This is a genomic window from Bradyrhizobium sp. (genome assembly GCF_036735945.1).
GTDB lineage: Bacteria > Pseudomonadota > Alphaproteobacteria > Rhizobiales > Xanthobacteraceae > Bradyrhizobium.
Genome location: NZ_DAINNI010000016.1, coordinates 24,853 through 51,720, shown reverse-complemented (window position 1 = coordinate 51,720; position 26,868 = coordinate 24,853). Strand labels below are relative to the sequence as shown.

Below are 26,868 nucleotides of genomic sequence, written 5' to 3'. Positions count from 1 at the left end.
TCAGGTTCACTTCGCTGCAAGCGAGGGAGTTCGGACCGCCTCCAGATATCCATCGCGGGTCTGCGGGATCTTCGTGTCGAGAATCCTGGACGCCACCAGCGTCCGCAACACCTGCGCCGTGCCGCCCGCGATCGTGAACATGCGGGCGTCGCGAACCATCCGTTCGAGCGGATAGTCGCGCGAATAGCCGCGGGCGCCGAACAATTGCAGCGCCTGGTTGGTGACATTATTGGCCGTCTCCGACGCGATGATCTTGGCCTGCGCGGCGAGAAGCGGATCGGGAAAGGGATCGGCGCTGAGCGCAGCCTGGTGCAGCGACAGCCTGGCCGCGTTGAGCGCTATCGCCATGTCGGCCAGCATCCATTGCAACCCCTGAAACTCGGCGATCGGACGTCCGAACTGCCTGCGCTCCTTCACGAAGGACAGCGCCTTCTCGAAAGCGCCCTGCGCGAGCCCGAGCGCGACCGTTCCAGCACCCACCCGCTGGCTGTTATAGGCATCGATGAGATCGGCAAAGCCGCGCCGCAGCCCGCGCGGCGGCAGCACCAGCATGTCCTCCGGAATCTCGAGGTCTTCGAAGATGATCTCCGTTTCGGGAATGCCGCGCAGCCCCATGGCGGGCTCACGCTTGCCGATGATCAGGCCCGGCGTTCCCCTGAGCGCGAGAAAGCCGCCAATCCCCTGCTCTTCGCCGCGCTCGTCGAACACCCGGGCAAAGATCAGATGCAACTTTGAGACGCCGCCTCCTGTGATCCAGTGCTTCTTGCCTCTGATAACGTAGGTGCTGCCGCGCTTGTCCGCCCGCGTCGTCATTTCGGTGGCGGCCGATCCGGCCTCCGGCTCGGTGATGCAGATCGCGGGCTTGTCGCCGGACAGAACGAGGTCGGCGGCCAGCCGCTTCTGCTTCTCGGCACCATACTGCATGACCGCCGAAATCGCCCCCATATTGGCTTCGACCGTGATGCGTCCCGTCGCGCCGCAGACCCGCGCCATTTCCTCGATGATCAAGGCGGCTTCAAAATAGCTGCCGCCCCGGCCGCCATGAGATTTTGGAATGGTGTAGCCCATGAAGCCCGCGGCCTTCAGCGCGGCCACGTTGTCGAAAGGATAGGCCTCGGTGCGGTCGATCTCCGCCGCCTTGGGGGCGAATTCGGCTTCGGCCAGTTCACGCGCGGCGCTGCGGAGCTTTTGTTGCTCGGCTGACAGCTTCATATCCATCTGCAATCATCCTCCCGGGAAACGGCACGTCTTTTCGATCATTCGGCTCCGAAGCCGGCCAAAAGGCAATCGAATAATGCGAGCCCCGCGTCAATTGATATCATCGCACGATGCCGGGCTTTGCCTGTTTCGTGCAAACCTGACATGAAGCAGCAGCGCCACTGGAGATCTTCGAGATGTCCAATTCGAGAACGCCGTTCGTCGACCGCTTCGGTCCCGATGCCGCCGATATCGAGATCGATAGCGACGCCCCCGCGATCTTCGGCCAGTTGGCCGCACGGGGATCGGTCCGAAAATTCAGATCCGATCCCGTCCCCTATCCGACGTTGCGACGGCTGTGCGCGCTGGCGCTGAGTGCGCCGACCAAGAGCGACCTTCAGCAGCGCGACATCATCATCGTCGACGAGCCGTCCCTGAAATCGGAGATCACGGCTCCTCTCACTGAAGGACCGCTGGGCCAGAAATGGCTTGCTGACGTACCGACCCTCCTCGTCTTCTGCGGCAACAACCGGCGGCAGCGCCGGATCCACACATTGCGCGCCGTGCCGTTTGCCAACGATCACCTTGACGCCTTCTTCAATGCAGCGGTCGATGCGGGGGTCGCGCTGTCCGCGTTCGTGATCGCGGCCGAGGCTGAGGGATTGGGCGTCTGTCCGGTCAGCGCGGTACGCAATCACGCCGACACGCTGTCGCGCCTGTTGAAGCTTCCCGACCATGTTTTCCCGGTGGCCGGCCTCGCGGTCGGATATCCCGCCGAAACGCCGAGGATCAGCATGCGGTTGCCGCTGTCCATGACCGTCCATCGCAATGCATTTGAAGAGGATGGCCTCGATACCGCCATCGAGGCCTATGACCGGCGCCGTGAAGCCGCCCAGCCTTACGCGGCGCAGCGCTATGTCAGGGAGTTCGGACGTGCCGAAAGCTACGGCTGGTCGGAGGACAAGGCCCGTCAATACGCCCATCCCGAACGCGCCGATTTTGGCGCCTATGTGAAGCGCATCGGTTTCAAGCTGGATTGACCGAACGAGCGAGCGCAGCGCTCGTATCACTTGAACCAGTGAATCAGTCCGATGCTAATGGCGAGCAACAGCATCAGCGACAGCGTCACCGCCGCCGTCACCCTGCTCCCGACGGTCGCGAGCACCCGAACGTCGACGCCGAGGCCCAGCGCCGCCATTGATACGACCGTGAGGAAGACGGTGATCGTGGTCAGCGGGCCGAGCGCCATCGCCGGCACGAGATCGAGCGAGCGCAGCGCCGCGAGCGCCAGAAAGCCAAGGATGAACCAGGGCACCAGCCGGAAGAAACCGACCGCCGTTCCGCCCCGCTCGCCTCCTCGCAAATGGGGAGCAAGCAGCGAAAGTCCGATCACGATCGGCCCCAGCATCAGCACGCGCATCAACTTCACCAGCGTCCCGATCTGCGTGCTCACGAGCCCGGCGGGCACGGTGGCGGCGAGCACTTGCGGCACGGCATAGACAGTGAGGCCGGCGAGAATTCCATACTGCGTCGCCGACAAGTGCAGGAGCGGAATAAGCAGCGGAAGACCCAGCACCATGGTCACGCCGAGGATCGCGGTGAAGGAGATCGACGATGCGATATCGTCGCCATCGGCGCCGATGATTGGCGCGACCGCGGCAATCGCCGAGTTGCCGCAGATGGAATTACCGCAGGCGATCAGGATCGAGAGCCGCGTCGACAGGCCGAGCATGCGGCTGAGACCGAAGCTGAGGCCCAGCGTCACGATGACAACGGCGGCGATCGCCCCGAGCAGGGCAAAGCCGGAGGCGGCGATGGCGGCAAAGCTGACGGAGGCGCCCAGCAGCATCACGGCCACCTCGAGCAGTTGCTTGGCACTGAAGGCGATGCCGGCCTGCCACCGCTCCGACGGCTTCCAGAAGCTGCGCAGGGCCATGCCGAGCAGGATCGCCAGGACCAGCGCCTCCACATAGGGGTGGCCGAACAGGCGCCGCTCCCCGGCTTCCAGCGCCGTCGAGACGCCGGCAACGGCGGTGGCGAGGAGGATGCCGGGAGCCAGCGCCGCAAGGCCGGCCACCCCGGTCGCCAGGCTATTCCGGGAGGCGGAAGATTCCTCGTCTTGCGGCACTAGTTGCTCCTGTGGGAGAAAATCTATGCGTCACAATGGGATAAATGGGTAATATATTTTCGATCTTGCCCGATAGAGGAAAGTTATGTCCCTGAACCTGCACCTGCTGCGCCTGTTCGCCACGGTGGTGAAAACCGGAAGCTTCTCCCGGGCGGCCGACGTACTCCATATCAGCCAGCCGGCGATCTCCAAGGGCGTGCGGGACTTCGAGCTTCAGGTCGGCTGCCGCCTGCTCGACCGGACCCCGAAAGGCGTGCGGCCGACCCGCGAGGGAACCGCGCTGGTGCGGCATGCCGAGACGCTGTTTGCGGCCGAGCGCGCGGCGGAGGACGAGTTATTGTCGCTGCGCAGCCTCGACAGCGGTTCGTTGCGGATCGGCGCCTCCACGACGATCGCGACCTATATGATATCGGACTATCTGGGCGCGTTTCACCGGCGGTATCCCGGCATCGACCTGCATCTCGTCATCGCCAACACCCGGGATATCGCCGACCTCATGCTGGCGCATGATATCGAGATCGCGCTGGTCGAAGGCCCGGTCGAAGACGACGAGCTGGAAAGCCGTGCCTGGCGCACCGATGTGATGAGCCTGATCGTCGATGCGCGGCATCGCCTTGCAGGCGCCCCACGCGGCATCGAGGGCGCGGCGTTGCGCGACGAGACCCTGATCGTGCGGGAGCCCGGCTCCGGGTCGCGCGAGGTGGTGGCGCAGGCCTTGGCGGCCGGCGGAATCGAGCCACGGCGTACGCTGGAAATCGGCAGCACCGAGGCGATCAAGCAGGCGGTCGCGGCCGGCCTCGGCATCGCCATCGTCTCCAGTGCCGCGGTGTCCGATCAGGTGACGCTCGGCAAGCTCAAGATCGTGCAGATGCGCGACCTGCAGATCGAACGAACGCTATGGCAACTGAAGGTGCCCGGGCGCATAGAAATCCCGGCGGCGACCGCGTTCGAGCGGATGATCTGGCAGGATAAGGCGGTAGCGGAAGTGGCCTAAAACACCAGCGCCTTGGCGTAGGCGGCGACGCGGCTGAGACCGTCAAAAACGCCGGGCTCGAAGAAGACGGCGCGGGCCAATACAATGGCTCCGACCAGCGACCAGAACAGGCCGGTACCCGTCCACAGCAGGTATCTGGACGCGCGCGAAGCCGGCCGCGCCTCCCCTTCGGGGGCCAGGCGCTCGCCAAACGGCTCATATCGCAAGCGTTCCATTTGCGGCCAATCTGCAGATTTCCCGGCAAATGTCGTCCGTTCAGCCCTTCAGCGCAATGGTAGTGATTTGCTTTTTCGGGCCTCCGAAGGAAAGCATATTTCCGCAAGAACCCGCGGCTGGATGGCTTTGTCCTGCCCTGAACAAAACGACTACAAACTGGTCGTGATACCGCCGTCGACATACAGCGTATGGCCGTTCACGAACGACGAAGCGTCGCCCGACAGAAACACGGCAGCGCCGATCAGTTCGTCCACATTGCCCCAGCGACCGGCCGGGGTCCGCTTTTCCAGCCAGGCCGAGAACGTGGCGTCGTCGACCAGCGCCTGGTTCAGCGGTGTCTTGAAATAGCCCGGTGCGATGGCGTTGACCTGCAGGCCGTATTTCGCCCAGTCGGTGCACATGCCCCGCGTCAGGTTCCTGATCGCGCCCTTGGTCGCGGTGTAGGGCGCGATGCCGGGGCGGGCGAGTTCGCTCTGCACCGACGCGATGTTGATGATCTTGCCCTTGCCGCGCGGGATCATGTGCCTTGCCACGGCCTGGCCGACGTAAAAGGCGCTCGACACATTGGTCCTGAGCAGCAGCTCCCACTTCTCGACGGGAAACTCCTCCAGGGGGCTGCGAAACTGCACGCCGGCGTTGTTGACGAGAATGTCGATCGCACCGACGGTCCGCTCGATCATGGCAACGCCCTCGCGAACGTCGCCTGCGACAGTCACGTCGAAACCGGCCACCGCGACGGTGTGCCCGGCCGCGGAGAGGCTCGCGGCGGCAGCGTCGAGCTTGCCGCGCTCGCGTCCGTTCAGCACCACCGACGCCCCATGCCCGGCGAGCCCGCGCGCGATGGCGAGGCCGATCCCCTGGGAGGATCCCGTAACCAGCGCACGTTTGCCGGCGAGATTGAACAGTTCAAATGCCACGGCCGATATTCCCCATGCGTGCGGTGTCGAAGGCACCGATCAACGACGCAAGACTACCGTACACCATGCCCGGGCAAGGATGGCAACCGATTGCCGCTGCCGCGCACCAATTGGAATATTCCCCGAAACGCATCATCGATGCACAGGGGGGACCGGGATCGTTTCTCGACTGGCCGCAAATCACCAGAGTGTCTGCGCCGCCCGCTCAGGCCATTCCCTGTCGTATTTTTCACCGCCGACGGTGCTGTCGCTCATCCCTGCGAGAATTTCGCCCGGCGTCGGCAGCGTCCTGGGATCGACGCGCTTGTCGGGATTCCAGAGATCGGAGCGCACGATGGCGCGGGCACACTGGAAGTACAGTTCCTCGATCTTCATGACGATGACGGTGCGCGGCGCCTTGCCGTCCATCGCGAAGGATGCGAGCAGGCCGGGATCGGCGGAGAGATAAGCGCGGCCATTGACGCGCAGCGTGGTGCCGGAGCCGGGGATCAGGAACAGCAGTGCCACGCGGGGATCGCGCACGACGTTGCGCAGGGAATCGACGCGGTTGTTGCCGCGACGGTCCGGCATCATCAGCGTCGTCTCGTCATGGATCCGCACGAAGCCTGCTAGGTCGCCGCGCGGCGAGCAATCAAGCCCCTCCGGCCCGCAGGTCGCCAGCGCTGCAAATGGCGAGGTCTCGATCAACACGCGATAGGCCGGCGTGACGCGGTCGGCGACCTTCACCGTGGAAGCGTCATTCGGGAAGCCGTAGATCGCTTCGAGCTGCTCGATCGTCGAGATTACCGTCATTCGCCCGCTCCTGCCCCCTTCACGCGGTGCCGCCAATGACGCGAAGCAGTTGGCGGGCGTGATATTCCGCGCTCGACACGTTGACGATGGTCGTATCAGGCTCGGCGTCCTCGACCGCGCGCGCAAGCCGCTGCGCGATGTTGCCGTCACTGCCGCGCCTGCGCATCGCAAGGCGTTCAGCAAGCACATCCGCTGGCGCGGTGATCGAGACGACGACAACGTTGGCATAGGAACGGCGCAGCGCCGGTATCACCGTGCGGGAGACATTGGCGACGACGGTGCGGCCGGCGCGGATATCGTCCTCGACGCTTCGCGGTAGTCCATAGGCATGGCCATGCGCTTCCCAGTGCACCGCGAACGACCCCCGCGCCTGCGCTTCGCGAAAGCCTTCAGCGCTTATCTGCTCGTTGTCTTCCGCTTCGGAAGCTTCCCGTGTCACCATGCGCCGGGCGAACACGATCTTTGGGTCATCGGCGCACGCCGCGCGCGCAAGGCCCAGTAGCGTATCCTTGCCGGCGCCGCTCGGCCCGACTACGAGCACCAGTTTTCCCGGCCCGATCGCGCCCGTGTTCGTCTCCGGAATTGTCAGCGCCTCGCTCATGCCACACGCTGCCCTTCCCGCCATACACTCCGCACCACCGGAATACCGCGCCCGACATGGACGCGGATGATGTCTGCGCGTTTGCCGACTGCAATCTCGCCGCGATCCGAAAGGCCCACTGCCTCGGCCGGCGATTTGGTCACCGTGCGCACGGCGGAGGCGAGATCGATCACGGGCACGTCGCGCGGCAATTGCAACGCCGCCATCAAAAGGCTCGAGGGAATGTAGTCCGAGGACAGGATGTCCAGCAGGCCCTCGCGCGCGAGATCGACCGCGGCGATATTGCCGGAATGGGAGCCGCCGCGCACCACGTTCGGCGCGCCCATCAGGATGTCGATGCCGGCTTCGTGCAGGCCGCGCGCGGCCTCCATGGTGGTCGGAAACTCCGCCACCGACACGCGGTCGCTTACGGCATCGGCCACGTTCTCTTCCGTGGTGTCGTCGTGGCTCGCGAGCGGAATATTGTATTCGTGCGCAAGCGCCACGATGGCGCGCATGTTGGTCGCGGCATAGGCCTGCTGGTAGGCGAAACGCCGCGCGAACAGCACGTCGAGCTGGGCATCGGTCATGCCGCCGCCCTTGCCGCGATAATAGTCGCGCAGCTTTACTTCGTCGCGGAACTGGCGCTGGCCGGGGGTATGATCCATCAGTGACATCAGCCGCACGTCGGGGCGGCCGATCAGTTCCCTGGCCTCCTCGACCACGTCGGGCATCGGGATTTCGCAGCGCAGATGCAGGAAGTGATCGGCACGCAGGAGGTCGGCCTCACGGGCGGAGGTGATCGCGGCGGCGAGCACGCCGGCGCGGCCGTCGACATCCTCCGCGCCGTCCTCGCGCCAGACGCGCAGGGAATCCAGCACCGTCGTGATGCCGCAGGTGGCCAGCTGGCCGTCATAGGACACGACCGCGGCGGTCGCGTCCCAAAATACCTTGGGCCGCGGCACGTAGTGCGCCTCGAGATGGTCGGTGTGCAGCTCGATCAGGCCGGGCATGACAAGGTCGCCCCTGGCGTCCTCGCCTCCGGCGGGCGCCTTGCCCTCGCCGAAGTCGGCGATCCGGCCATCGGCAAAAGCGATCCAGCCCTGCTCGATAACGCGGTCGGCGAGAACCAGGCGTGCGTTGCCGAGAACGGTGTCGGACTTCGTCGACGTCATCTCAAGTCTTCCCTCATGCCGCCGCCGCGAACGTCGTCACGTCGACGACGCGGTCGGCGATCGCTTCTCGAATTTCATCATCATGGACGATCGCGACCATGGCGACGCCGTTGCGCTTCTTGTCCGCGACCAGCTCGACGACAACGGCGCGGTTGGCGGCATCGAGCGAAGCCGTCGGCTCGTCCAGCAGCAGGATCGGATAGTCCGAGACAAAACCATGGGCGATATTGACGCGCTGCTGCTCGCCGCCGGAGAAGGTCGAGGGCGGCAACTGCCACAGCCGCTCCGGGATGTTGAGGCGACGCAGCAGGTGACCGGCACGCTCGCGCGCCGCCTCCCGGATCACGCCCTTTGCGATCAGCGGCTCAGCAACCACGTCGATCGTCGCCACCCTTGGCACCGCGCGCAGGAACTGGCTGACATAGCCGATGGTGGAGCGGCGCACGTTGAGCACCCGTCGCGGCTCGGCTTTCGCAAGGTCGATCACGGCGCCATCGTGACGGATGTCGATGCGCCCGGAATCACAGCGGTAATTGCCGTAGATCATCTTCAGGATCGACGACTTCCCCGCGCCCGATGGACCCGACAGCACGACGCATTCGCCGGCATCGACATGAAAGGACACGCCGCGCACCACCGGCAGCTCGACGCCCCCCTGCAGGTGCATGGTGAAGGTCTTTTCGGCGTTATTAAGTTCGATCATCGCAGTCATCCGGGTTCTCATGGCGGCAGGATCGAGGATACCAGCAGTTGGGTATACGGCTCGCGCGGATCGTCAAGCACCTGGTCGGTCAGGCCGGTCTCGATCACCTGCCCGCCCTTCATCACCATCACGCGATGCGACAGCAGCCGCGCCACCGCGAGGTCGTGGGTGACGATGATGGCCGCAAGGCCCAGTTCGCTGACGAGGTTGCGCAGGAGGTCGAGCAGGCGCGCCTGCACCGAGACGTCGAGCCCGCCGGTCGGCTCGTCCATGAACACCAGCCGCGGCTCGGTGACGAGATTGCGCGCGATCTGCAGGCGCTGGCGCATGCCGCCGGAATAGGTGCGCGGCGCGTCGTCGATGCGGGAAACCTCGATCTCCACCCGCTCGAGCCAGTTCGAGGCGGTCTTGCGGATCCGGCCGTAGTGATTCCAGCCGACCGCCATCAGCCGCTCGCCGACATTGGCGCCGGCCGAGACCGCCATGCGCAGGCCCTGCGCGGGATCCTGGTGCACAAAGCCCCAGTCGGTGCGGAACAGGAAGCGCCGCTCGGCCTCGCCGAGGGAGGCGAGATCGCGCAGCACGCCGTCACGCATGCGATAGGAAACGCGGCCGGCGCTCGGCGCGAGCTGCGCCGAAAGCAGCTGCAGCAGCGTCGACTTGCCGGAGCCGGATTCGCCGACGACGGCCAGCACCTCGCCAGGATACAGCGCAAAGGAGACGTCGCGGCACGCCGTCAGCCGGCCGTAATTCCTGCCCAGGCTTTCGGCAACCAGCAACGGTTCGTCATTCCCGGTCAACCGCTCAGCCATGCACCCGCTCCTTGTGAGGCGCGGCGCTCTCCGTGCCGCGATGGCCGGCTGCCTGCCGGCCCTCGCAAAAATCGGTATCCGAACAGACGAACATTCGGCTGCCCTGGTCGTCGGTGACGATCTCGTCAAGATAGGAATCGTCGGCGCCGCACAGAGCGCAGGGCGCGTCGAAGCGGTAGCGCGAGAACGGATGGTCCTCGAAATCCAGCGACACCACCCTGGTATGTGGCGGAATGGCGTAGATGCGCTTTTCGCGGCCGGCGCCGAACAGTTGCAGCGCCGCGCAATCGTCCATCTTCGGATTATCGAACTTCGGCGTCGGCGACGGGTCCATCACATAGCGCGCGTTGACCTTCACCGGGTAAGCGTAGGAAGTCGCGATATGGCCGAAGCGCGCAATGTCCTCGTACAGCTTGACGTGCATCAACCCATATTCGCCGAGCGCATGCATGCGCCGCGTCTCGGTTTCGCGCGGCTCCAGGAAGCGCAGCGGTTCCGGGATTGGCACCTGATAGACCAGCACCTGGCCCGCATGCAGCGGCGCCTCCGGAATGCGATGCCGGGTCTGGATCACGCTCGCCGCTTCCGTCGAGGTCGTCGTCGCCACGCCTGCCGTCCTGGCGAAGAATTTCCGGATCGAGATCGCATTCGTCGTATCGTCCGATCCCTGATCGATCACCTTGAGTACGTCGTCCGGGCCAAGAATCGCCGCGGTCACCTGCACGCCGCCGGTACCCCAGCCGTACGGCATCGGCATCTCCCGGCTGGCGAACGGCACCTGGTAGCCGGGGATCGCGATCGCCTTCAGGATGGCGCGGCGGATCATCCGTTTGGTCTGCTCGTCCAGATAGGCGAAATTATAGGTAGTGGCGTTCACTCCGCGGCCTCCTGCAAGGGCTCCGCCTGCGCGGCAGCTTCAAAGAACTCCGCGCGCAATTTGCGCAGCAGGCCGAGCTCGGACTGGAAGTCGACGTAATGTGGCAGCTTGAGGTGCTCGACAAAGCCGGTCGACTGCACATTGTCGGAATGCGACATGACGAACTCCTCGTCCTGCGCCGGGGCCTTGACCTCCTCAGACAACTCGCGAGCGCGCAAGGAACGGTCGACCAGCGCCATCGACATCGTCTTGCGCTCGCTCTGGCCGAAGGCGAGGCCATAGCCGCGGGTGAAGCATGGCGCTTCTGTCGCCGAGCCCTTGAACTGGTTGACCATCTGGCATTCGGTCATCGGGATCGCGCCGAGCGGCACGGCAAAGCCGACGTCCTCGGCGAAGAACTCGACCTCGACCTCGCCGAAGCGGATTTCGCCGGCAAAGGGATGGCTGCGGCCATAACCGCGCTGGGTCGAATAGCCGAGCGCGAGCAGAAAGCCTTCATCGGCGCGCGCGAGATTCTGCAGGCGCAGATCGCGGTCAGCGGGGAAATTCAGCGGCTCACGGGTGAGATCGCCGACCGGCGTATCGGCGTCGGCTTCCGGGGAGGACTCGATCAGCCCGTCACGGCCCAGGATGTCGGTCACGCGCGGCATTGCCGCCAGCGGCTCGGCAATAGCCGGCGCCTCCGGTGCGCTGCCTTCCGCCAACTGCGGGTCGAGCAGGCGGTGGGTGTAGTCGAACGTCGGCCCCAGCACCTGCCCGCCCGGCATGTCCTTGAAGGTCGAGGAAATGCGGCGGCGGACCTGCATGGCGCCGGTGTCGACCGGCTCGGTCGCGCCGAAGCGCGGCAGGGTGGCGCGGAAGGCACGCACCAGGAAGATCGCCTCGATCAGATCGCCGCGCGCCTGCTTGATGGCGAGCGCCGCGAGCTCGCGGTCGTATAGCGATCCCTCGGTCATGACGCGATCGACGCCGAGGCTCAGCTGTTCGGAAATCTGCGACAGCGACATCTCGGGAACATCGCGGTCGCCGCGCCGCTCGTGCGCCAGCAGGCGATGGGCGTTGTCGATCGCGCGCTCCCCGCCCTTGACGGCCACATACATCGGTCAGGCTCCGTGCGCGGCAATCCGCGTGGTTCGAGGGATCGCGACGATGGCGTCATCATGCACCAGCACGACGTCGAGGCCGCGCGGAAACAGCGTGGCATTGACGGAAAGCTGCTCGAACAGGTTTGCCGGCACGGTGGCCTGCAGCACCGTCACTCCGTCGATGCCGGGACCGGTGAGTTCGTACGCGGGCCCCGACGAAAGACTATCGACCTGCAGGATCAGCGTGGTGGACCTGTCAGGATATTCGCTGCTGCCGAGCGCGAAGCGATCAAGCGGCGGAAGATCCATGGCGCCGGCGACCACGGCAAAGCCGCTCGCGGAAGAGTCCGCAATCAAAGGCGCGCCGGTATGGAACTTGAGCCATTTTCCGACGTCCAACGTTGTCGATATCGTGCGGTCAAGCCAGATCGGCGTATCATGGTCAAAGAGAGTTAGCGCAATGGCCGCCGTGCCGTGCATCAGCGGCGGCGGCGTCCCCGCCGCGGCACGGACACGCTGCACGCTGCCGGGGCGCGCGATGGCGTCCATCACGGAGCGGAACGTGGACTGCGCCGACAATACCTTGTCTGCAAACCCTGCCGGCAATTCGGCGATTGTCACCATCGGTCAGCCCTCACCGCGCACCATTGTGTAAAAATCGACGCGGGTCGCCGCCGCTTCCGCGGACCTCTGGCGGCGCCGACCCTGCATCGAGCCGCGCAGCGGGGACAGCACCTTCATCTCGACCGCTTCGGCGAGTTCCCGCGACTGCACCATGGCATCGCACAGCGCGATCATCCGCGCCTTGTCGAAATCGCGGCCGAGCGTATAGCCGAAGCCCACCTCGCCGGTGGCAAGCCGCACCGCGGCGCGCGACACCGTGGCTTCGCCGAGATTGAACGCGGCGCCGTCGCCGCCGATCCGGCCACGCACCATGACAAGGCCGTTCTCCGCCTCGCGCAGCGCCTGGTGCGCGGGAACATCGATCGCGCCAAGGCGCTCGGCGATGTCGGCGGCTTCCGCATGCGCCAGCACCGTCATTGCCGCCTTGCGCCGCGCCGCCATTTCGCTTTCCGCCGCCATCGCCACTTCCCGGCCTTGCCTGATTCAAGTTGTCTATGATAGTAGACAACTTGATAGAGAACGCAAATGACTGTTTCATGACGCCGTGATGATTTTTCCAGCCCTCGAGGCGACATGAGCTTGCAGGACGGCGCTTCCGGCGTGGCGCTGTGGCGCCAGGTCGCCGACGGTATCGAGCGCGGCATCGCCGACGGCCGCTTTCCGTCCGGCGAGAAGCTGCCGGGCGAGATGGAGATTGCTGAAACCTACCGCGTCAACCGCCACACCGTGCGCCGGGCGCTGGCGGCGCTGGCCGAACGCGGGCTGGTGCGTGCCGAACGCGGCAGCGGCACCTATGTCGAGGCGCCGCGCCTGGCCTATCCCCTGCGCTCGCGCACGCGGTTTTCCGAAATTGTCGGCGCCGGCGGACGCGAGCCGCGCGGACAAATGGTCGAGGCCTCGGAGGAGACCGCAAGCCGCGAGCTGGCGCGCGAGCTTGGCCTCAAGGCCGGCGCGCCGCTGATCCGCATCGAGGCGTTGCGCCTGGCCGACCGCGCGCCGATCTGCGTCGGCACCCATTGGCTATCCGCCGAGCGGTTCCCTGAGGCCGGGCGCGTCTACGCCGGAGCGCGCTCCATGACGAAACTGCTGGCCCACTACGGCATTCGCGACTATCGCCGCGATTCAACCCGGATCACCGCCGGCATTGTCGACGCCACCGATGCCGCGCGGCTCGACCTCGCGCTCGGCCGCCCGATCCTCATCGTCGATTCCACCGACGTCGATATTGAGGGACGGCCGCTGGTCACAAAGCATGTGCGCTTTGCCGCCGAGCGAGTGCAGTTCCTGGTCGAGAACGGCTAAGGGTTCAGGCGATGGCCCGCCGGCCGATGATGGCAAAGCGCAGGCGATTCGAGATCCAGTCGATCGCGGCGACCGCCACCAGGATCATCAGGATCAGGAACGAGACCTTTTGCCATTCCAGCACGCGGATCTGCTCGGCGAGCTGCAGCCCGATGCCGCCGGCGCCGACGATGCCGATAATCGTTGCCGATCGCGTATTGGATTCGATGAAATACAGCACCTGCCCTGCAATCACGGGCAGCACCTGCGGCATCAGCCCGAAGCGGATCTCGTGCAGCTTGCCGCCACCGGAAGCACGGATGCCCTCCACTTCCTTGCGGTCGGCAGCCTCGATCGCCTCCGAGAACAGTTTTCCGAATGCGCCGAAATCGGCGACGGCTATCGCGAGCACGCCGGCAAACGGTCCAAGCCCGACGACGTTGATCCAGACCAGCGCCCAGATCAGCGTATCGACGCCGCGGATGGAATCGAGGAAGCGGCGCACGGGGAAACGGAAGATGGCTGACGGAACCACGTTCCTGGCCGCGAGCAGGCTGACCGGCAGCGCGGCAATCGCCGCGATGGTGGTGCCGAGCAGCGCGATCGACAGCGTCTCGCCGAGGGCGGCGAGATAGGCCGGCAGCGACGCGCCGGGATCGGGCGGCAGCATCATCAGGCTGATCCAGCCAAGCTGGCTGATCCCCGCGATCAGCCGCGATGGCGAGAAGTCGAGATCGACCATGCCGAAGATGAAGATTGCAAGCGCCACCACCAGCATCAGCGGCGTCGCCAGCCGCGATGACGCCGGACGATTGAACACCTCGGGATAGCGCGCCCGCAGCCTTGCGTGATCTTCGGAAGGCAGCCGCGTCATGCCCGCGCCTCGCCGCCGAACAGTCTTGCGCGCAGCCAGCCCGTCGCGATGTCGATCAGGAACACCGTGATGATGATGGTGACCAGGATCGCGCTGACGTCGGAATAGTAGAACTTCCGGATGGCGACCACGAGTTCCTGTCCGATGCCGCCGGCGCCGACGAAGCCCATCACCGAGGCCTCGCGGACATTGATCTCGAAGCGCAGCAGCGCATAGCTCGCATAGCCCGCGGTGACCTGCGGCAGCACGGCAAAGCGCATGCAGGAGAGCCAGCTTGCGCCGGTGGAGCGCACACCCTCGACCGGCTTCATGTCGGCATTTTCCACGATCTCGGAGAACAGCTTGCCGAGCGCGCCGGTGGAATGGATGGCGATCGCCAGCACGCCGGCCATCGGTCCGAGACCGAAAGCAATCACGAAGATCAGCGCAAACACGATGCCCGGCACCGTGCGGGCAAATTCCAGCGCGCGGCGGACTACGAAGCGCAGCCACGGCGCGGGCGAGGTGTTTTCAGCAGCGAGGAAGTTCAACGCGAACGCCAGCACCGCGCCAGTCAGCGTGCCGACATAGCTGATCAGGATCGTTTCACCAAGCAGCTTCAACCATTTCTGCCAGCCCCAGAACCATTCGCCGAAGTTGGTCCAGACCCGCGTGTGGTCATCCAGCGTCAGGATGCGATCGAAATAGCTGATGAAATTGCCGAAGTGGGTGAACAACGTCCGCAGGTTCACTTCGGAGCCGATTGCCGCCAGCGTCAGCGCCGCCGCGAACAATGCCGCCGAAAACAACCCGCGCAGGCGCTTGCGCCGCACCGCCATGCGATAGGCCTCGTTGAGGCTCGCGAGCTGCTGCTCCGGGAGGATGGAAACGGCGCTGGTCATGTCGGGTCAGGATTTCAAGGAAATGGCCGGGTCGTTGCCGCCCGGCCCAGTCCTTATCGTCCTACGATCACGACGCCTTCTTCTTACGCAGGGCGTCGACAAACTTGATCAGCTCGATGGTGCCGTCCCAATCCTTGGTCGTGGCGGGATGGAAACCCTTCTTCTGGCCGTCCGAGAGACGATCGAACGCTGCCTTGTCCTTGGCCGGCGCATCGAAGAACGCCTTGGCGATCGCAGCCTTCAGGCCGTCCGGCAGGTCTGAATTATAGGCATAGGGGCCGTTGATGATCGGCGCCGACTTGTGGACGATGCGGAAATCGTCCTTCTTCATCGGCGATCCGTCCGTGTTCTTCAGCATGCCCTTGTGCAGCATCTGGGCAAGCGTCGAGTCGTCCTCGGACGTCCACTGGTTGGCGGCGATGTCGACCGTGCCCTGCGCCAGCGCCAGCATCGCGTTCTCGTGGCTGCCGGTGAAGACGACCTTGCCGAAATACTGCTCGGCGTCGGGGATACCCAGCTTGTTGAGCTCGAAGCGCGGCACGTTGTTGCCGGAGGTCGAGTTCGGATCGACGAGGCCAAGGTTCTTGGCCTTCACATCGTCGATGGTCTTGTAGGGACTCGACGCCTTGACGAAGAACACCGAGAAGTAGCCGGTCGAGCCGTCGGCGTTGATGTCGTTGGCGAACGCATCGCTCTTCACGCCGGTCAGCCGGGCGCGCGCGAACGAGGCCGAGCCGTAGCTGGCGATATGGATGTTGCCGGCGCGCTGCCCCTCGATGACGGCGGCGTAGTCATTGGCGATGCGCAAAGTGACCTTCACGCCGAGTTCCTTGGACAGATAGTTGACGAACGGGGTCCAGCGCTCGGTCACACCGGAGGCGTTCTCGGCCGGCACGACGGCAAAGGTCAGTTCCGGATATTTTCCTTTCCAGTCCTGCGCCGAAGCGGTTGCTGCGCTGAAGACCAGCGCGGCTGCGCCGGCAAGCACGGTACGACGGTTGAACATTGGTCTGCCTTTCGTTGGGGTTACGCTTTCGGCCGGCTGCATTGAACCGGCCACCTTTCTTGATGTAGCGGCCTAGGCCGCGGCGGCGGTGTTCAGCGCCGGGATGGCCGCGGCATCAGGCGCCTCCGCCGGTGCCCCGCCCATCACGTCATTGGCCTCGAGATCGTAGAGCTCACGCGCGATGTGGTCTGTCAGTGTCTCCGGCGCGCCATCGAATACGACGCGCCCCGCCGCCATGCCGATCAGCCGGTCGCAATAGCTGCGGGCGAGATCGAGCGAATGCAGGTTGCAGAGCACGGTGATGCCGAAATGCTTGTTGATGCGCAGCAGCGCGTCCATGACGATGCGCGTGTTGCGCGGATCCAGCGAGGCGATCGGCTCGTCGGCCAGGATGATGTCCGGCTCCTGTACCAGTGCGCGGGCGATGGCCACGCGCTGCTGCTGGCCGCCGGAAAGCTGGTCGGCGCGCTGGGCGGCGAGCGCCGCCATGTCGAACTGCTCGAGTGCCGACAGCGCCAGTGCCCGGTCGGCCTCGGGCCAGAGCTGGGCCAGCGAGCGCCAGGTCGGCACTTCGGCGAGCCGCCCCATCAGCACATTGGTGAGCACGTCGAGCCGGCCGACCAGATTGAACTGCTGGAAGATCATGGCCGAACGCGCCCGCCATTGCCGGAGCTCGCGGCCGCGCAGCGCGGTGATATCGACGCCATCGAACAGGATGCGGCCCTCGGAGGGATCGGCCAGCCGGTTGATCATGCGCAGCAGCGTGGACTTGCCGGCGCCGGAGCGGCCGATCACGCCGACGAAACTGCCGGGCGCAATCGAAAATGACGCGCTGTCGACCGCAGCCTTTGCGCCGAAACGGCACGTCAGATTTTCTACCACCAGCATGCACGGCTCCAGCGTCGTTGTAGCTCGATCGCTAATCGAGGGATTTTACAGTTGTGTGACGGCGGCGCTGCGCTACGGTGTCCATCCACGCTGCGCCTCGCTGTCATCAAAGCGTCATGACCACGTCATCAAGCGCGCTGATGACGTGGCCCTGCCCTACCGCATTGGAACTCTGGATGGCCGGCAAGCAGCTTTCAGTTCAACCGACCATCAATCCCACCGCGTCGTTGCGCGACTGCAAGCTCGGCGCTTACACCGAAGTCGAGCCGCGCACCGTCCTGCTCGAGGTCACGATGGGGGATTACTCCTACGTCGTGAACGACGCCCAGATCACCTACACGACGATTGGAAAATTCTGCTCGATCGCCGCCATGACGCGGATCAATCCCGGCAATCACCCGATGCATCGCGCCTCGCAGGCGCACTTCACCTATCGTGCGAGCGCGTATTTCCCCGGCGAAGACGACGAGGCCGAATTCTTCGCATGGCGGCGCAGCCATCACGTCGATATCGGCCATGACGTCTGGATCGGCCACGGCGCGGTCGTGCTGCCGGGCCGCGGCATCGGCACCGGCGCGGTTGTCGCAGCCGGCGCGATCGTCACCAGGAATGTGCCGGCCTACACCATCGTCGGCGGCAATCCGGCGCGCCCGATCAGGCGCCGGTTTCCGGAAGCCATCGCGGACCGTCTCACCGCCCTCGCCTGGTGGGACTGGGACCACGAGACGCTGCGCCGGGCATTGCCCGACTTCAGAACGCTCGCCGTCGAGGATTTCCTCGACAAGTACGAGCCGGCCTCCGCCGGACTTATTCACAGCAAACCGCAAAGTGCGACATCGTGACCGACATTCTCGTTGAAGGTGGCCAGGCCCTGCTGGGCGAAGAATTCGTCGAAACCTCGCTGCCGATCGCGGGCCGCGACATCGGCACCATCGGCAGCAACCAGGGACGCAGCGCCGTCGGCATCGACGCGCGCGGGTTGCTGGTATTGCCTGGTATCGTCGATATCCATGGCGATGCCTTCGAGCGGCAGATGATGCCCCGCCCCGGCGTCGACTTCCCGGTCGATGTCGCGCTCGCCGACAGTGACCGCCAGGCCATCATGAACGGCATCACCACCGTCTTTCACGCCACGACCTGGTCGTGGGAGCCGGGACTGCGCAGCGGCGAGAATGCGCGGCTGCTGCTCGAGGCAATCGAGAGCTTGAGGCCGAAGCTCGCGGCGGACACCCGCTTCCACCTCCGCCAAGAGACCTACAATCTCGATGCGGAAGGCGAAATCGGGCAATGGCTGTCGGACGGCCGCATCGACCTGTTCGCCTTCAATGATCACATGGAGTCGACGGTGGCGAGCCTGGCCAAGCCGCTGAAGCGAAACCGCATGGTCGAGCGCACCGGGCTGACCAGCGTGGCATTCGATGACCTGGTTCAGCGCGTCGTTGCGCGCGGCCACGAGGTGCCTGCCTCTATTTCGCGGCTGGCCGAAGTGGCGCGGGCGGCCGGCACGAAAATGCTCTCCCATGACGACGAGAGCCCCGAGATGCGAAAGGCCTACCGTGCGCAGGGCGTCGCGATCGCCGAGTTTCCCGTCAACGAGGCGACCGCGCGCGAAGCGGCCGCAGCCGGCGACTTCATCGTATTTGGCGCACCCAACGTCGTGCGCGGCGGCAGCCATACCGGCTGGACCAGGGCCTCCGAAATGATCGAGAAGGGCCTCTGCAGCGTGCTGGCGTCCGACTATTACTATCCCGCGCCCCTGCTTGCGGCCTTCCGCCTGGCGGCCGACGGCGTCCTGCCGCTGGCGCAGGCCTGGCAGTTGATTTCAGCGGCGCCGGCACAGGCCGCGGGCCTTGCCGATCGCGGCAGGCTGGCCGCCGAACGTCGCGCCGACCTCATCCTGGTGGACGACGAAGTACCGCTGCGCCCGCGCATTGTCGCTGTCATCGCCGGTGGCAAGCTCGCGCACCTGGCGGACGGCAGCCGTCTGATGCATGCCCCGGCGTCGCGCAGGGCGGTTGCAGCGGCCTGAGGCCCCTCTAAAGTCCGGCCGATGACGAACTATCCCCGCTACGCGATTTACTTCGCAGCCGAACCCGGCAGCGTTCTCGACCGCTTTGGCTCAGAGCTGATCGGCTACGACGCCTATCGCGGCGTCGATGTGCCCTTCCCCTCCGGGATGAAGCTGCCGGGCGAATGGCGCGAGATGACGGCCGATCCGCGCAAATACGGCTTCCATGCCACCTTGAAGCCGCCGATGGCGCTGGCGCCGGGCAAGAGCGAGGACGAACTGATCGCGGCCTGCGCGACGTTCGCCGCCACGCCACGCGCAATTCCGGTGATCAAGCCCGTCGTCGACATCATCAGCGGCTTTATCGCGCTCGTGCCTGCCGCCGTGTCGGCCGACCTCGAACGCCTTGCAGCAGACTGTGTCAGCGATTTCGATCTGTTCCGCGCCCCACTCACCGAACACGGTCGCGCCCGGCGCAATCCATCGAAGCTGACGCCGCGCCAGCGCGACTACCTCGAACGCTGGGGCTATCCCTACGTCTTCGAGGAGTTTCGCTTTCACATGACGCTCACCGGCCGGCTCGATGCCGGACACGCGCCCGACGTTCTCGAAATGTTGCGGGACCGCTTCCGGGACAGCGGCGTGCGTGATTTGGCTGTCGATCGCATCGCGCTGTTTCGCCAGGACGGACCCGAGCGGCGATTTCGTGTCATCGGCGATTGGCCGCTCAAGAGCGCGGCTCCGTGAGCTCCGGGTGACACTTCCTCCGTTCCACCGGCGTGCCGCCGACATCGAAGATGAGCGTGGCTGTCCGCAACGGGACGGCTTTGGTGCGATCAAGTCGCACTGCCGGCACGCTCAAGTTCATGTCGCCTTCGCCCCACCATCCGCGCCGCCGGAAAATACCCGGCTCGCCAGCACATCGCCTGCCTCGATCGACATGACGTCGTCGCCGGTGAGAATGCGGTCGAGGTTCGACACCAGCCGGTTGGCCTGGCGAAGCCGGATGCGGTCCAGCGCATTGCGGATCGAACGGGCATTCGAGAACAGCGGTTGCGTCTTGCGCATGGCGATGTATCGGACAAAGGCGTCGCGCGCCTCCGCGGAGAAACGGTAGTTCTGCTCCTGCAGCATCAACTCGGCAATCGCCAGCAATTCGGGATCGGAATAGTCCGGGAAGTCGATGTGATGCGCGATCCGGGAGCGAAAGCCCGGATTGCTCTGGAAGAATTTCTCCATCCGGTCGCCATAGCCGGCAAGGATGACGACCAGGTCTTCGCGCTGCGATTCCATGATTTGCAGAAGAATTTCGATCGACTCCTGCCCATAGTCCCGCTCGTTCTCCGGACGATAGAGATAATAGGCCTCGTCGATGAACAGTACGCCGCCCATCGCCTTCTTCAGGATCTCCTTGGTCTTGGGTGCGGTGTGGCCGATGTATTGACCGACGAGATCGTCGCGGGTGACGTTGATGACGTGACCGCGGCGAACGAAGCCGAGCTTGTGCAGGATTCCGGCCATCCGCATCGCAACGGTGGTCTTGCCGGTTCCGGGATTGCCCGTGAATGACATGTGCAGCGTCGGAAACGTGGTCGCCAGAGCCATCTTCTGCCGAATGCGCTCAACCAGCAGCAGCGATGCAATCTCGCGAATCCGGGTCTTCACCGGCACAAGGCCGATCAGTTCCCTGTCGAGTTGCTCCAGCACCGGCGCAATCGCAACCGACTCGAACTCCTTGCGCAAGTCGATGGATGAAATCGGCGGCTCGGCCGTGGCTTCCATCATGCTCGCCGTTTGCTGTCGCGAAACTTGATTCATAAGCCCACCCGTCAGAGCCTGCCCGTTACATCGGTCCTGTGCGCGGGATCGCCCCGATCACGCCTCCTCCGCATAACGCGATCCTTCCGGCCGATCGACCGAATAGGCTTTCGTCGTATAGCGAATGCTGCGGCCGTCCGTTTCCTGCCGCTCGAGCCGGAATCCGGGTTCGTCCTTCGGCCGGTTGACGATGAAGGAGATGCGCACCGACTCCCAGCCAGGCGAGGAATCGAATCCGCTCATGCGGATATAACGGTCGCCATAAACCCGCCGACACTCGGCCAGTTCGTTCATGATACCGGCGGCATCGCGCAGGTCGAACATCGGCAACCCCCACATCTCCCAGTAGGTGTTGCGCGGGTGCGGGTCGTCCGTGAACTCGATATTCACCGCCCACCCCTTCTCCAGGCAATACTGGACTTGTGCGGTGATCTGGTCGTCGGTCAGATCGGGAAGGAAGGAAAAGCAACCCTGGGTCACTCGCATCGTGGTTCTCCTCTTGCTTTCGTCACATCGCAGGCGTTGCGGTCGGGACAAAGTCAGGCGAGTCGGTCGACTCGTAATTGAACGTCACGTCCTTCCAGACCTCCAGCGCGTCGCGCAATGGCGTGCAGGTCTGGGCGGCCTTGGCGAGAATTTCGGGCCCCTCGTGGACGTAGTCGCGGCCTTCGTTGCGCGCGAGGATCATCGCCTCCAGCGCGACGCGGTTGGCGGTGGCGCCGGCCTGGATTCCCCCGGGATGACCGATGGTTCCGCCGCCGAACTGCAGCACGACGTCCTCGCCGAGATGATCGAGCAATTGGTGCATCTGGCCGGCGTGGATGCCGCCCGAGGCCACCGGCATCAGCCTGTTGATGCTCGCCCACTGCTGATCGAAGAACACACCGTGTTCGAGCGTCATGGGATTGAAGTCCTCGCGGCAGATGTCGTAGTAGCCCCGCGTGGTTGCCGGGTCGCCCTCGAGCTTGCCGACCACGGTGCCGGCGTGGATGTGGTCGACGCCGGCGAGGCGCATCCATTTGGCGATGACGCGGAACGAAACGCCGTGCAGGCGCTGACGCGTGTAGGTCGAGTGGCCCGCACGATGCAGATGCAGGATCATGTCGTTGCGCCGCGCCCACTTGGCCATCGACTGGATGGCGGTGTAGCCGATCACCAGATCGATCATGATGATGACCGAACCGAGCTGCTTGGCAAGATCGGCACGTTCGTACATATCCTCCATGGTCGCTGCGGTCACGTTCAGATAAGTGCCCTTGATCTCTCCGGTCGCGGCCTGCGCGCGGTTGACGCCTTCCATGCAGTACAGGAAGCGATCGCGCCAGTGCATGAAAGGCTGCGAGTTGATGTTCTCGTCGTCCTTGCAGAAATCGAGCCCACCCTTCAGCGCTTCGTACACCACACGACCATAGTTCCGGCCGGACAGGCCGAGCTTTGGCTTCACCGTTGCGCCGAGCAATGGCCGGCCGAACTTGTCGAGACGTTCGCGCTCGACCACGATACCGGTCGCCGGTCCCTGGAACGTCTTCACATAGGCGATCGGCAATCGCATGTCTTCAAGGCGCAACGCCTTGAGCGGCTTGAAGCCGAACACGTTGCCGATGATCGATGCCGTAAGATTGGCGATCGAGCCTGGCTCGAACAGGTCAAGATCATAGGCAATGTAGGCGAAGTAGCTGCCTGGCGAGTTCGGAACCGGCTCGACGCGGTAGCATTTCGCCCGGTATTTTTCCGCCGCCGTCAAGCGGTCGGTCCACACCACCGTCCAGGTCGCCGTGGAGGATTCGCCGGCGACCGCAGCGCAGGCCTCGGTCGGATCGACGCCGTCCTGCGGCGTCACACGAAACAAGGCAATGACATCCGTATCCTTCGGCGTGTAGTCCGGCTCCCAATAGCCCATGCGCTTGTATTCCATGACGCCGGATTTGTAGCGATCCTTGCCACGTACGGTAATCGACTGGTCGTTCATTGCGGTCTCCTTTCGGTGTGGCGGCCCGTCAGGCTGCTGCGGTCATGTTCTTGAATTCGGGGTCCAGCGCACCGGAGCGGTAACGCTTGGCCATTTCGGCGAGCGGTATCACCTTGATCCGCGAAGCATTGCCCGCCGTACCGAACTGCTCGAAGCGCTCGCGACAAAGCTCGCGCATCGCATCCATGGCCGGTTTGAGGAATTTGCGCGGATCGAACTCGCCTCGAGCTTGCGTCGAGACCTTGCGGAACACGGCCGTCATGGCCAGCCGGCAGTCGGTGTCGATATTGACCTTGCGAACACCGTGCTTGATGCCGCGCGCTATTTCCTCGACGGGAACACCCCAGGTCTGCGGCATCTCACCGCCAAACGCGTTGAACATGTCTTGCAAGGCCTGTGGCACCGACGACGAGCCGTGCATGACGAGGTGCGTGTCGGGTAATCTGCGATGTATTTCCTCGACCACCCGCATCGCCAGGATTTCACCGTCCGGTTTGCGGGTGAACTTGTAGGCGCCGTGCGACGTGCCCATCGCGATCGCCAGCGCGTCCACCTTGGTGGCGCGCACGAAGTCGACCGCCTGGTCCGGATCGGTCAGCAACTGGTCATGGCCGATCTCGCCTTCCGCGCCGTGCCCGTCTTCCTTCTCGCCTGCTCCATGTTCGAGCGAGCCCAGCACGCCAAGCTCCCCTTCGACGGATGCGCCGATCCAGTGCGCCATCGTTGCGACGCTGCGCGTGATGCCGACGTTGTAGTCGTAATCGGCGACCGTCATGGCGTCGGCCTTCAGCGAGCCGTCCATCATCACCGATGTAAAGCCGTGCTGGATCGCGGTTGCACAAGTGGCCTCTTCGTTGCCGTGATCCTGATGCAGGCAGAGCGGGATCTGTGGGTACATTTCAGTCAACGCGTCAATCATCCGGCTCAGCATGATGTCGCCCGCATAGCCCCTCGCGCCGCGCGAGGCCTGCATGATGACAGGAGCGTCGACCGCCGCGGCTGCCTCCATGATCGCAAGTCCCTGTTCCATGTTGTTGATGTTGAATGCAGGCACGCCGTAACCTCGTTCGGCTGCATCATCGAGCAACTGCCGCAGTGTAATCTTCGCCATCGCTGCCTCCGTTCAGCAAGCACGCATGGCGCGCGAATGCTGCGCCCGTTCGACCGCTCGTTTGGCAACCTCCGCAACCGCCGTGGGCGTAATGCCGAACTCCCGGTACAGCGTCTCGGCAGGGGCCGAGGCACCGAACCCCTTCATGCCGACGAATTCGCCGGTATCACCGAGCCATCTCGCCCAATCGCCTTCGACTGCGGCTTCGATGCCGATGCGCGGCGCCTTGCCCAAGACGTCGAGTTGATAGTCGCGCGACTGTTGACGGAACAGTTCGAAGCAGGGCGCGGAGACGACCGCGGTGGCGATACCACGCTCCATCAGCAACTTCGCAGCTTCGAGCGCGATCGACACCTCCGTTCCGGTGGCTATCAGCGTAACGTCCCGCGAGCCCATGGGTTCTGCCGCGACATAGGCGCCCCTTGCGACGCGATTTACCCCGGCGGCATGTTCGCGAAACACCGGCACCGCCTGCCGCGATAGACAGAGCACCGACGGCGACGTTTCGGAGCGCAGCGCGCAGTCCCATGCTTCCGCCGTCTCGATCGGGTCAGCCGGCCGGAACACCAGGAGGTTGGGAATGGCACGAAGCGCCGCCAGATGCTCGACCGGCTGATGCGTCGGCCCGTCCTCGCCAAGGCCGATCGAATCGTGGGTCATCACGTGAACGACGCGCACGCCCATCAATGCTGCCAGGCGAATTGCCGGCCGGCTGTAGTCGGCAAACGTGAGGAATGTGCCGCCATAGGGTATGAAGCCGCCATGCAGCGCGATCCCGTTCATCGCCGCAGCCATGCCATGCTCCCGAACGCCGTAATGCACGTAACTGCCGCCAAACCTCCCCGGGCCGATCTCCGTTTGCGATTTGGCCTTGGTCAGGTTGGAGTGAGTCAAGTCCGCGGAGCCTCCGAGCAGGTTGGGCAGCACTTGCGCGATGACATCCACGACCCGTTGCGACGCCTGTCGCGTCGCAATATTCGGACGCTCGTCGGCCAGGCGAACGCGTAACGCCTCGATCGCATCCGAATAGCTGCACGGCAGCTTCCTGTTCAGTGCGTCGTGAAACGGCGAGCGACCGTTGGTGCAGGCATGACGCGAGCGAGCGATCCAGGCCCGGCGTGCTGCGCCGCCGCGCGATCCCGCTGACAGCCATTTCGCAAGAACCGGCGCTGGCACGTGGAACGGCTCGTGCGACCAGCCGAGCGCCGATCGGGTTGCAGCGACCTCCTCCGCTCCGAGCGGCGCGCCATGCGCCTTTTCGCTGCCCTGCCGGTTGGGGGCGCCAAAGCCGATCACCGTGCGGCAGGCGATCAGCGACGGACGCGCACTGGCGCGCGCCTGTGCGATCGCTTCCTCGACGGCCTGCGGATCGTGGCCATCGATACGGCAGACATCCCAGCCCGAGGCCTTGAATCGCGCAAGCTGGTCGTCCGAGCACGACAGCGACGTGGCGCCGTCGATCGAAATCTGGTTGTCGTCAAACAGCACGATCAGCCGGCCAAGACCGAGATGTCCGGCTAGCGAGATCGCTTCGTGGCTGACGCCCTCCATCAGGCAGCCATCCCCGGCGATGACGTAAGTGAAATGATCCACCAGGTCGTCGCCGAATCGCGCATTCATCAGCCGTTCGGCAAGCGCCATGCCGACGGCGGTCGCTACCCCCTGCCCGAGCGGTCCGGTGGTCGTCTCGACGCCGGGCGTATGGCCGTATTCGGGATGACCTGGTGTCTTCGAGCCCCATTGCCTGAACGCCTTGAGCTGCTCGATCGTGACGCCCTCGTGGCCGGTCAGATGGAGCAGCGCATAGAGCAGCATCGAGCCGTGGCCCGCCGACAGGACGAAGCGATCGCGGTCGGGCCAGTTGGGATCAGCCGCATCGAATTTCAGGAACCGGGAGAACAGCACGGTTGCCACGTCGGCCATGCCCATCGGCATGCCCGGATGTCCGGACCTGGCGCGCTCCACGGCATCGATCGCCAGGAAGCGAATCGCATTGGCCATCTCCGTGTGAGAGACCTCGGGATCGGCAACGGAAGGAAATGCCAATGCATTCATATCGTGCGCCTCTTTCTTTCCATGAGTTGCAGGATCAGTGGAGTGAGAATGAGCTGCATCGCGAGATCGAGCTTCGCGCCGTGGATCACGATCGAATTCGGCCGCGACATGAAACTGTGTGGAATCATCGACAGCAGGTAGGGGAAATCGATGCCGCGCGGATTCTTCAGGCGGATCACCACCATCGATTCGTCGGGCGTCGGAATCCAGCGCGCGATAAAGGGATTCGAGGTGTCGACCGTCGGCACGCGCTGGAAGTTGATGTCGGTCTCGGCGAATTGCGGGCAGATGTAGTTCACATAATCTGGCATTCGGCGCAGGATCGTGTCGGTAACCGCCTCGGTCGAATAGCCGCGGTCCTTGCGGTCCCGGTGCAGCTTTTGAATCCATTCCAGATTGATCACGGGCACGACGCCGATCTTCAGATCGGCGTATTTTGCGACGTTGACCCTGTCGGTAACGACGGCGCCGTGCAGGCCTTCATAGAACAGGAGGTCGGAGTTCTCCGGCAGCGGCATCCATGCGGTAAAGGTTCCGGGCGGGCCGCCATACAGCGCCGCCTCTTCCTCGTCGTGCACATAGTGTCGCGTGGTGCCGGTGCCGGACTCGCTGTAGTCACGGAACAGCCTTTCCAGTTCTTCGAACAAATTGGTCTCGGGGCTGAAATGGCTGAAGTGCCTGTTGCCGCGCTCGGCTTCCTCGACCATCTGGCCGCGCATTTCCGCCCGGTCGTATCGATGGAAAGCGTCGCCTTCGACGAAGGCGGCTGACACATTCTCGCGGCGGAAGATGGTCTCGAACGTCTTCTTCACCGAGGTCGTTCCGGCGCCGGACGAGCCGGTGATCGATATGATGGGATGCCGGCGCGACATATCGA

General features: G+C 64.6%; 29 protein-coding genes. 6 read left to right on the top strand and 23 right to left on the bottom strand.

Annotation, left to right across the window (positions count from 1 at the left end; all coding sequences use genetic code 11):
- Nucleotides 1-6: 6 nt before the first annotated feature.
- Nucleotides 7-1,218, bottom strand: a complete 1,212-nt coding sequence (gene acdA / locus V7E26_RS08445; protein WP_324414990.1) for a 3-sulfinopropanoyl-CoA desulfinase — start codon at nucleotides 1,216-1,218, stop codon at nucleotides 7-9.
- A 176-nt stretch (nucleotides 1,219-1,394) separates the two neighbouring features.
- Between acdA and V7E26_RS08440 the strand changes: the two genes are divergently transcribed.
- Nucleotides 1,395-2,237, top strand: coding sequence for a nitroreductase family protein (locus V7E26_RS08440; protein WP_324414989.1), 843 nt, complete (start codon nucleotides 1,395-1,397; stop codon nucleotides 2,235-2,237).
- Nucleotides 2,238-2,263: 26 nt separating this feature from the next.
- On the opposite strand, the gene V7E26_RS08435 is transcribed toward V7E26_RS08440, so the two are convergent.
- A complete protein-coding gene (locus tag V7E26_RS08435) occupies nucleotides 2,264-3,325 on the bottom strand; it encodes a YeiH family protein (protein ID WP_324414988.1) in 1,062 nt (353 codons plus the stop codon).
- Between the two features lie 85 nt (nucleotides 3,326-3,410).
- Here V7E26_RS08435 and V7E26_RS08430 point away from each other — a divergent pair, with 85 nt between their 5' ends.
- The gene (locus V7E26_RS08430) at nucleotides 3,411-4,319 is read left to right on the top strand and encodes a LysR family transcriptional regulator (RefSeq protein WP_324414987.1); all 909 of its coding nucleotides are present in this window, start codon (nucleotides 3,411-3,413) and stop codon (nucleotides 4,317-4,319) included.
- Here V7E26_RS08430 and V7E26_RS08425 read toward each other — a convergent pair.
- The 11 genes from V7E26_RS08425 to phnG form a co-directional block, all read right to left on the bottom strand.
- Nucleotides 4,316-4,534, bottom strand: coding sequence for a hypothetical protein (locus V7E26_RS08425; RefSeq protein ID WP_324414986.1), 219 nt, complete (start codon nucleotides 4,532-4,534; stop codon nucleotides 4,316-4,318). The genes V7E26_RS08430 and V7E26_RS08425 overlap by 4 nt on opposite strands.
- A 150-nt stretch (nucleotides 4,535-4,684) precedes the next feature.
- Nucleotides 4,685-5,452 (bottom strand): SDR family oxidoreductase, encoded by a 768-nt coding sequence (locus tag V7E26_RS08420; RefSeq protein ID WP_324414985.1) that lies wholly within the window; start codon nucleotides 5,450-5,452, stop codon nucleotides 4,685-4,687.
- A gap of 180 nt (nucleotides 5,453-5,632) precedes the next feature.
- Nucleotides 5,633-6,244, bottom strand: coding sequence for a pyridoxamine 5'-phosphate oxidase family protein (locus V7E26_RS08415; RefSeq protein ID WP_324414984.1), 612 nt, complete (start codon nucleotides 6,242-6,244; stop codon nucleotides 5,633-5,635).
- A 19-nt stretch (nucleotides 6,245-6,263) separates the two neighbouring features.
- Nucleotides 6,264-6,845 carry a phosphonate metabolism protein/1,5-bisphosphokinase (PRPP-forming) PhnN gene (phnN, locus tag V7E26_RS08410; RefSeq protein WP_324414983.1) on the bottom strand — a complete coding sequence of 194 codons (582 nt, stop codon included), beginning with the start codon at nucleotides 6,843-6,845 and terminating at the stop codon, nucleotides 6,264-6,266.
- Nucleotides 6,842-7,999 carry an alpha-D-ribose 1-methylphosphonate 5-triphosphate diphosphatase gene (locus V7E26_RS08405; protein WP_324414982.1) on the bottom strand — a complete coding sequence of 386 codons (1,158 nt, stop codon included), beginning with the start codon at nucleotides 7,997-7,999 and terminating at the stop codon, nucleotides 6,842-6,844. Before V7E26_RS08405 ends, phnN begins: the two co-directional genes overlap by 4 nt.
- A gap of 13 nt (nucleotides 8,000-8,012) precedes the next feature.
- Entirely contained in the window at nucleotides 8,013-8,711 is a 699-nt protein-coding gene (gene phnL, locus V7E26_RS08400) for a phosphonate C-P lyase system protein PhnL (protein ID WP_324414981.1), read from the bottom strand.
- Between the two features lie 8 nt (nucleotides 8,712-8,719).
- Nucleotides 8,720-9,514, bottom strand: a complete 795-nt coding sequence (gene phnK / locus V7E26_RS08395) for a phosphonate C-P lyase system protein PhnK (protein ID WP_324414980.1) — start codon at nucleotides 9,512-9,514, stop codon at nucleotides 8,720-8,722.
- Nucleotides 9,507-10,391 carry an alpha-D-ribose 1-methylphosphonate 5-phosphate C-P-lyase PhnJ gene (locus tag V7E26_RS08390; protein ID WP_324414979.1) on the bottom strand — a complete coding sequence of 295 codons (885 nt, stop codon included), beginning with the start codon at nucleotides 10,389-10,391 and terminating at the stop codon, nucleotides 9,507-9,509. The genes phnK and V7E26_RS08390 overlap by 8 nt, the downstream gene beginning before the upstream one ends.
- Nucleotides 10,388-11,491 carry a carbon-phosphorus lyase complex subunit PhnI gene (locus V7E26_RS08385; protein WP_324414978.1) on the bottom strand — a complete coding sequence of 368 codons (1,104 nt, stop codon included), beginning with the start codon at nucleotides 11,489-11,491 and terminating at the stop codon, nucleotides 10,388-10,390. Before V7E26_RS08385 ends, V7E26_RS08390 begins: the two co-directional genes overlap by 4 nt.
- Before the next feature lie 3 nt (nucleotides 11,492-11,494).
- Entirely contained in the window at nucleotides 11,495-12,100 is a 606-nt protein-coding gene (phnH, locus tag V7E26_RS08380; RefSeq protein ID WP_324414977.1) for a phosphonate C-P lyase system protein PhnH, read from the bottom strand.
- Between the two features lie 3 nt (nucleotides 12,101-12,103).
- Nucleotides 12,104-12,559 (bottom strand): phosphonate C-P lyase system protein PhnG, encoded by a 456-nt coding sequence (gene phnG / locus V7E26_RS08375; protein WP_324414976.1) that lies wholly within the window; start codon nucleotides 12,557-12,559, stop codon nucleotides 12,104-12,106.
- Between the two features lie 114 nt (nucleotides 12,560-12,673).
- Here phnG and phnF point away from each other — a divergent pair, with 114 nt between their 5' ends.
- Nucleotides 12,674-13,402 carry a phosphonate metabolism transcriptional regulator PhnF gene (gene phnF, locus V7E26_RS08370; protein WP_324414975.1) on the top strand — a complete coding sequence of 243 codons (729 nt, stop codon included), beginning with the start codon at nucleotides 12,674-12,676 and terminating at the stop codon, nucleotides 13,400-13,402.
- Between the two features lie 4 nt (nucleotides 13,403-13,406).
- Here phnF and phnE (V7E26_RS08365) read toward each other — a convergent pair whose 3' ends face one another.
- From phnE (V7E26_RS08365) to phnC, 4 genes are all read right to left on the bottom strand, one after another.
- Nucleotides 13,407-14,255: a phosphonate ABC transporter, permease protein PhnE gene (gene phnE, locus V7E26_RS08365; RefSeq protein ID WP_324414974.1), complete on the bottom strand. Its 849-nt coding sequence runs from the start codon at nucleotides 14,253-14,255 to the stop codon at nucleotides 13,407-13,409.
- Nucleotides 14,252-15,136, bottom strand: a complete 885-nt coding sequence (phnE, locus tag V7E26_RS08360; RefSeq protein WP_324414973.1) for a phosphonate ABC transporter, permease protein PhnE — start codon at nucleotides 15,134-15,136, stop codon at nucleotides 14,252-14,254. The genes phnE (V7E26_RS08365) and phnE (V7E26_RS08360) overlap by 4 nt, the downstream gene beginning before the upstream one ends.
- Before the next feature lie 67 nt (nucleotides 15,137-15,203).
- The gene (gene phnD, locus V7E26_RS08355; protein ID WP_324414972.1) at nucleotides 15,204-16,142 is read right to left on the bottom strand and encodes a phosphonate ABC transporter substrate-binding protein; all 939 of its coding nucleotides are present in this window, start codon (nucleotides 16,140-16,142) and stop codon (nucleotides 15,204-15,206) included.
- Nucleotides 16,143-16,214: 72 nt separating this feature from the next.
- Entirely contained in the window at nucleotides 16,215-17,030 is an 816-nt protein-coding gene (gene phnC / locus V7E26_RS08350; RefSeq protein WP_324414971.1) for a phosphonate ABC transporter ATP-binding protein, read from the bottom strand.
- Between the two features lie 176 nt (nucleotides 17,031-17,206).
- Between phnC and V7E26_RS08345 the strand changes: the two genes are divergently transcribed.
- Genes V7E26_RS08345 through V7E26_RS08335 form a run of 3 tightly spaced genes read left to right on the top strand, consistent with a single transcriptional unit; the run spans nucleotide 17,207 to nucleotide 19,785 of the window.
- Entirely contained in the window at nucleotides 17,207-17,872 is a 666-nt protein-coding gene (locus V7E26_RS08345) for a transferase hexapeptide repeat family protein (RefSeq protein WP_324415023.1), read from the top strand.
- The gene (locus tag V7E26_RS08340; RefSeq protein WP_324414970.1) at nucleotides 17,869-19,059 is read left to right on the top strand and encodes an alpha-D-ribose 1-methylphosphonate 5-triphosphate diphosphatase; all 1,191 of its coding nucleotides are present in this window, start codon (nucleotides 17,869-17,871) and stop codon (nucleotides 19,057-19,059) included. Before V7E26_RS08345 ends, V7E26_RS08340 begins: the two co-directional genes overlap by 4 nt.
- A gap of 21 nt (nucleotides 19,060-19,080) precedes the next feature.
- Nucleotides 19,081-19,785 carry a DUF1045 domain-containing protein gene (locus V7E26_RS08335; protein WP_324414969.1) on the top strand — a complete coding sequence of 235 codons (705 nt, stop codon included), beginning with the start codon at nucleotides 19,081-19,083 and terminating at the stop codon, nucleotides 19,783-19,785.
- Between the two features lie 117 nt (nucleotides 19,786-19,902).
- Here V7E26_RS08335 and cbbX read toward each other — a convergent pair whose 3' ends face one another.
- From cbbX to V7E26_RS08305, 6 genes are all read right to left on the bottom strand, one after another.
- On the bottom strand, nucleotides 19,903-20,820 hold the full coding sequence (gene cbbX / locus V7E26_RS08330) for a CbbX protein (protein WP_324414968.1): 918 nt from the start codon (nucleotides 20,818-20,820) through the stop codon (nucleotides 19,903-19,905).
- A 93-nt stretch (nucleotides 20,821-20,913) separates the two neighbouring features.
- Complete coding sequence (locus V7E26_RS08325; protein ID WP_324414967.1) at nucleotides 20,914-21,342, bottom strand: ribulose bisphosphate carboxylase small subunit; 429 nt, start codon at nucleotides 21,340-21,342, stop codon at nucleotides 20,914-20,916.
- Between the two features lie 22 nt (nucleotides 21,343-21,364).
- Nucleotides 21,365-22,825 carry a form I ribulose bisphosphate carboxylase large subunit gene (locus V7E26_RS08320; RefSeq protein ID WP_324414966.1) on the bottom strand — a complete coding sequence of 487 codons (1,461 nt, stop codon included), beginning with the start codon at nucleotides 22,823-22,825 and terminating at the stop codon, nucleotides 21,365-21,367.
- 28 nt (nucleotides 22,826-22,853) lie between these two features.
- The gene (gene fba, locus V7E26_RS08315) at nucleotides 22,854-23,936 is read right to left on the bottom strand and encodes a class II fructose-bisphosphate aldolase (protein WP_324414965.1); all 1,083 of its coding nucleotides are present in this window, start codon (nucleotides 23,934-23,936) and stop codon (nucleotides 22,854-22,856) included.
- 12 nt (nucleotides 23,937-23,948) lie between these two features.
- On the bottom strand, nucleotides 23,949-25,991 hold the full coding sequence (gene tkt / locus V7E26_RS08310; RefSeq protein ID WP_324414964.1) for a transketolase: 2,043 nt from the start codon (nucleotides 25,989-25,991) through the stop codon (nucleotides 23,949-23,951).
- A complete protein-coding gene (locus tag V7E26_RS08305; RefSeq protein WP_324414963.1) occupies nucleotides 25,988-26,863 on the bottom strand; it encodes a phosphoribulokinase in 876 nt (291 codons plus the stop codon). The genes tkt and V7E26_RS08305 overlap by 4 nt, the downstream gene beginning before the upstream one ends.
- Between the last annotated feature and the right edge of the window lie 5 nt (nucleotides 26,864-26,868).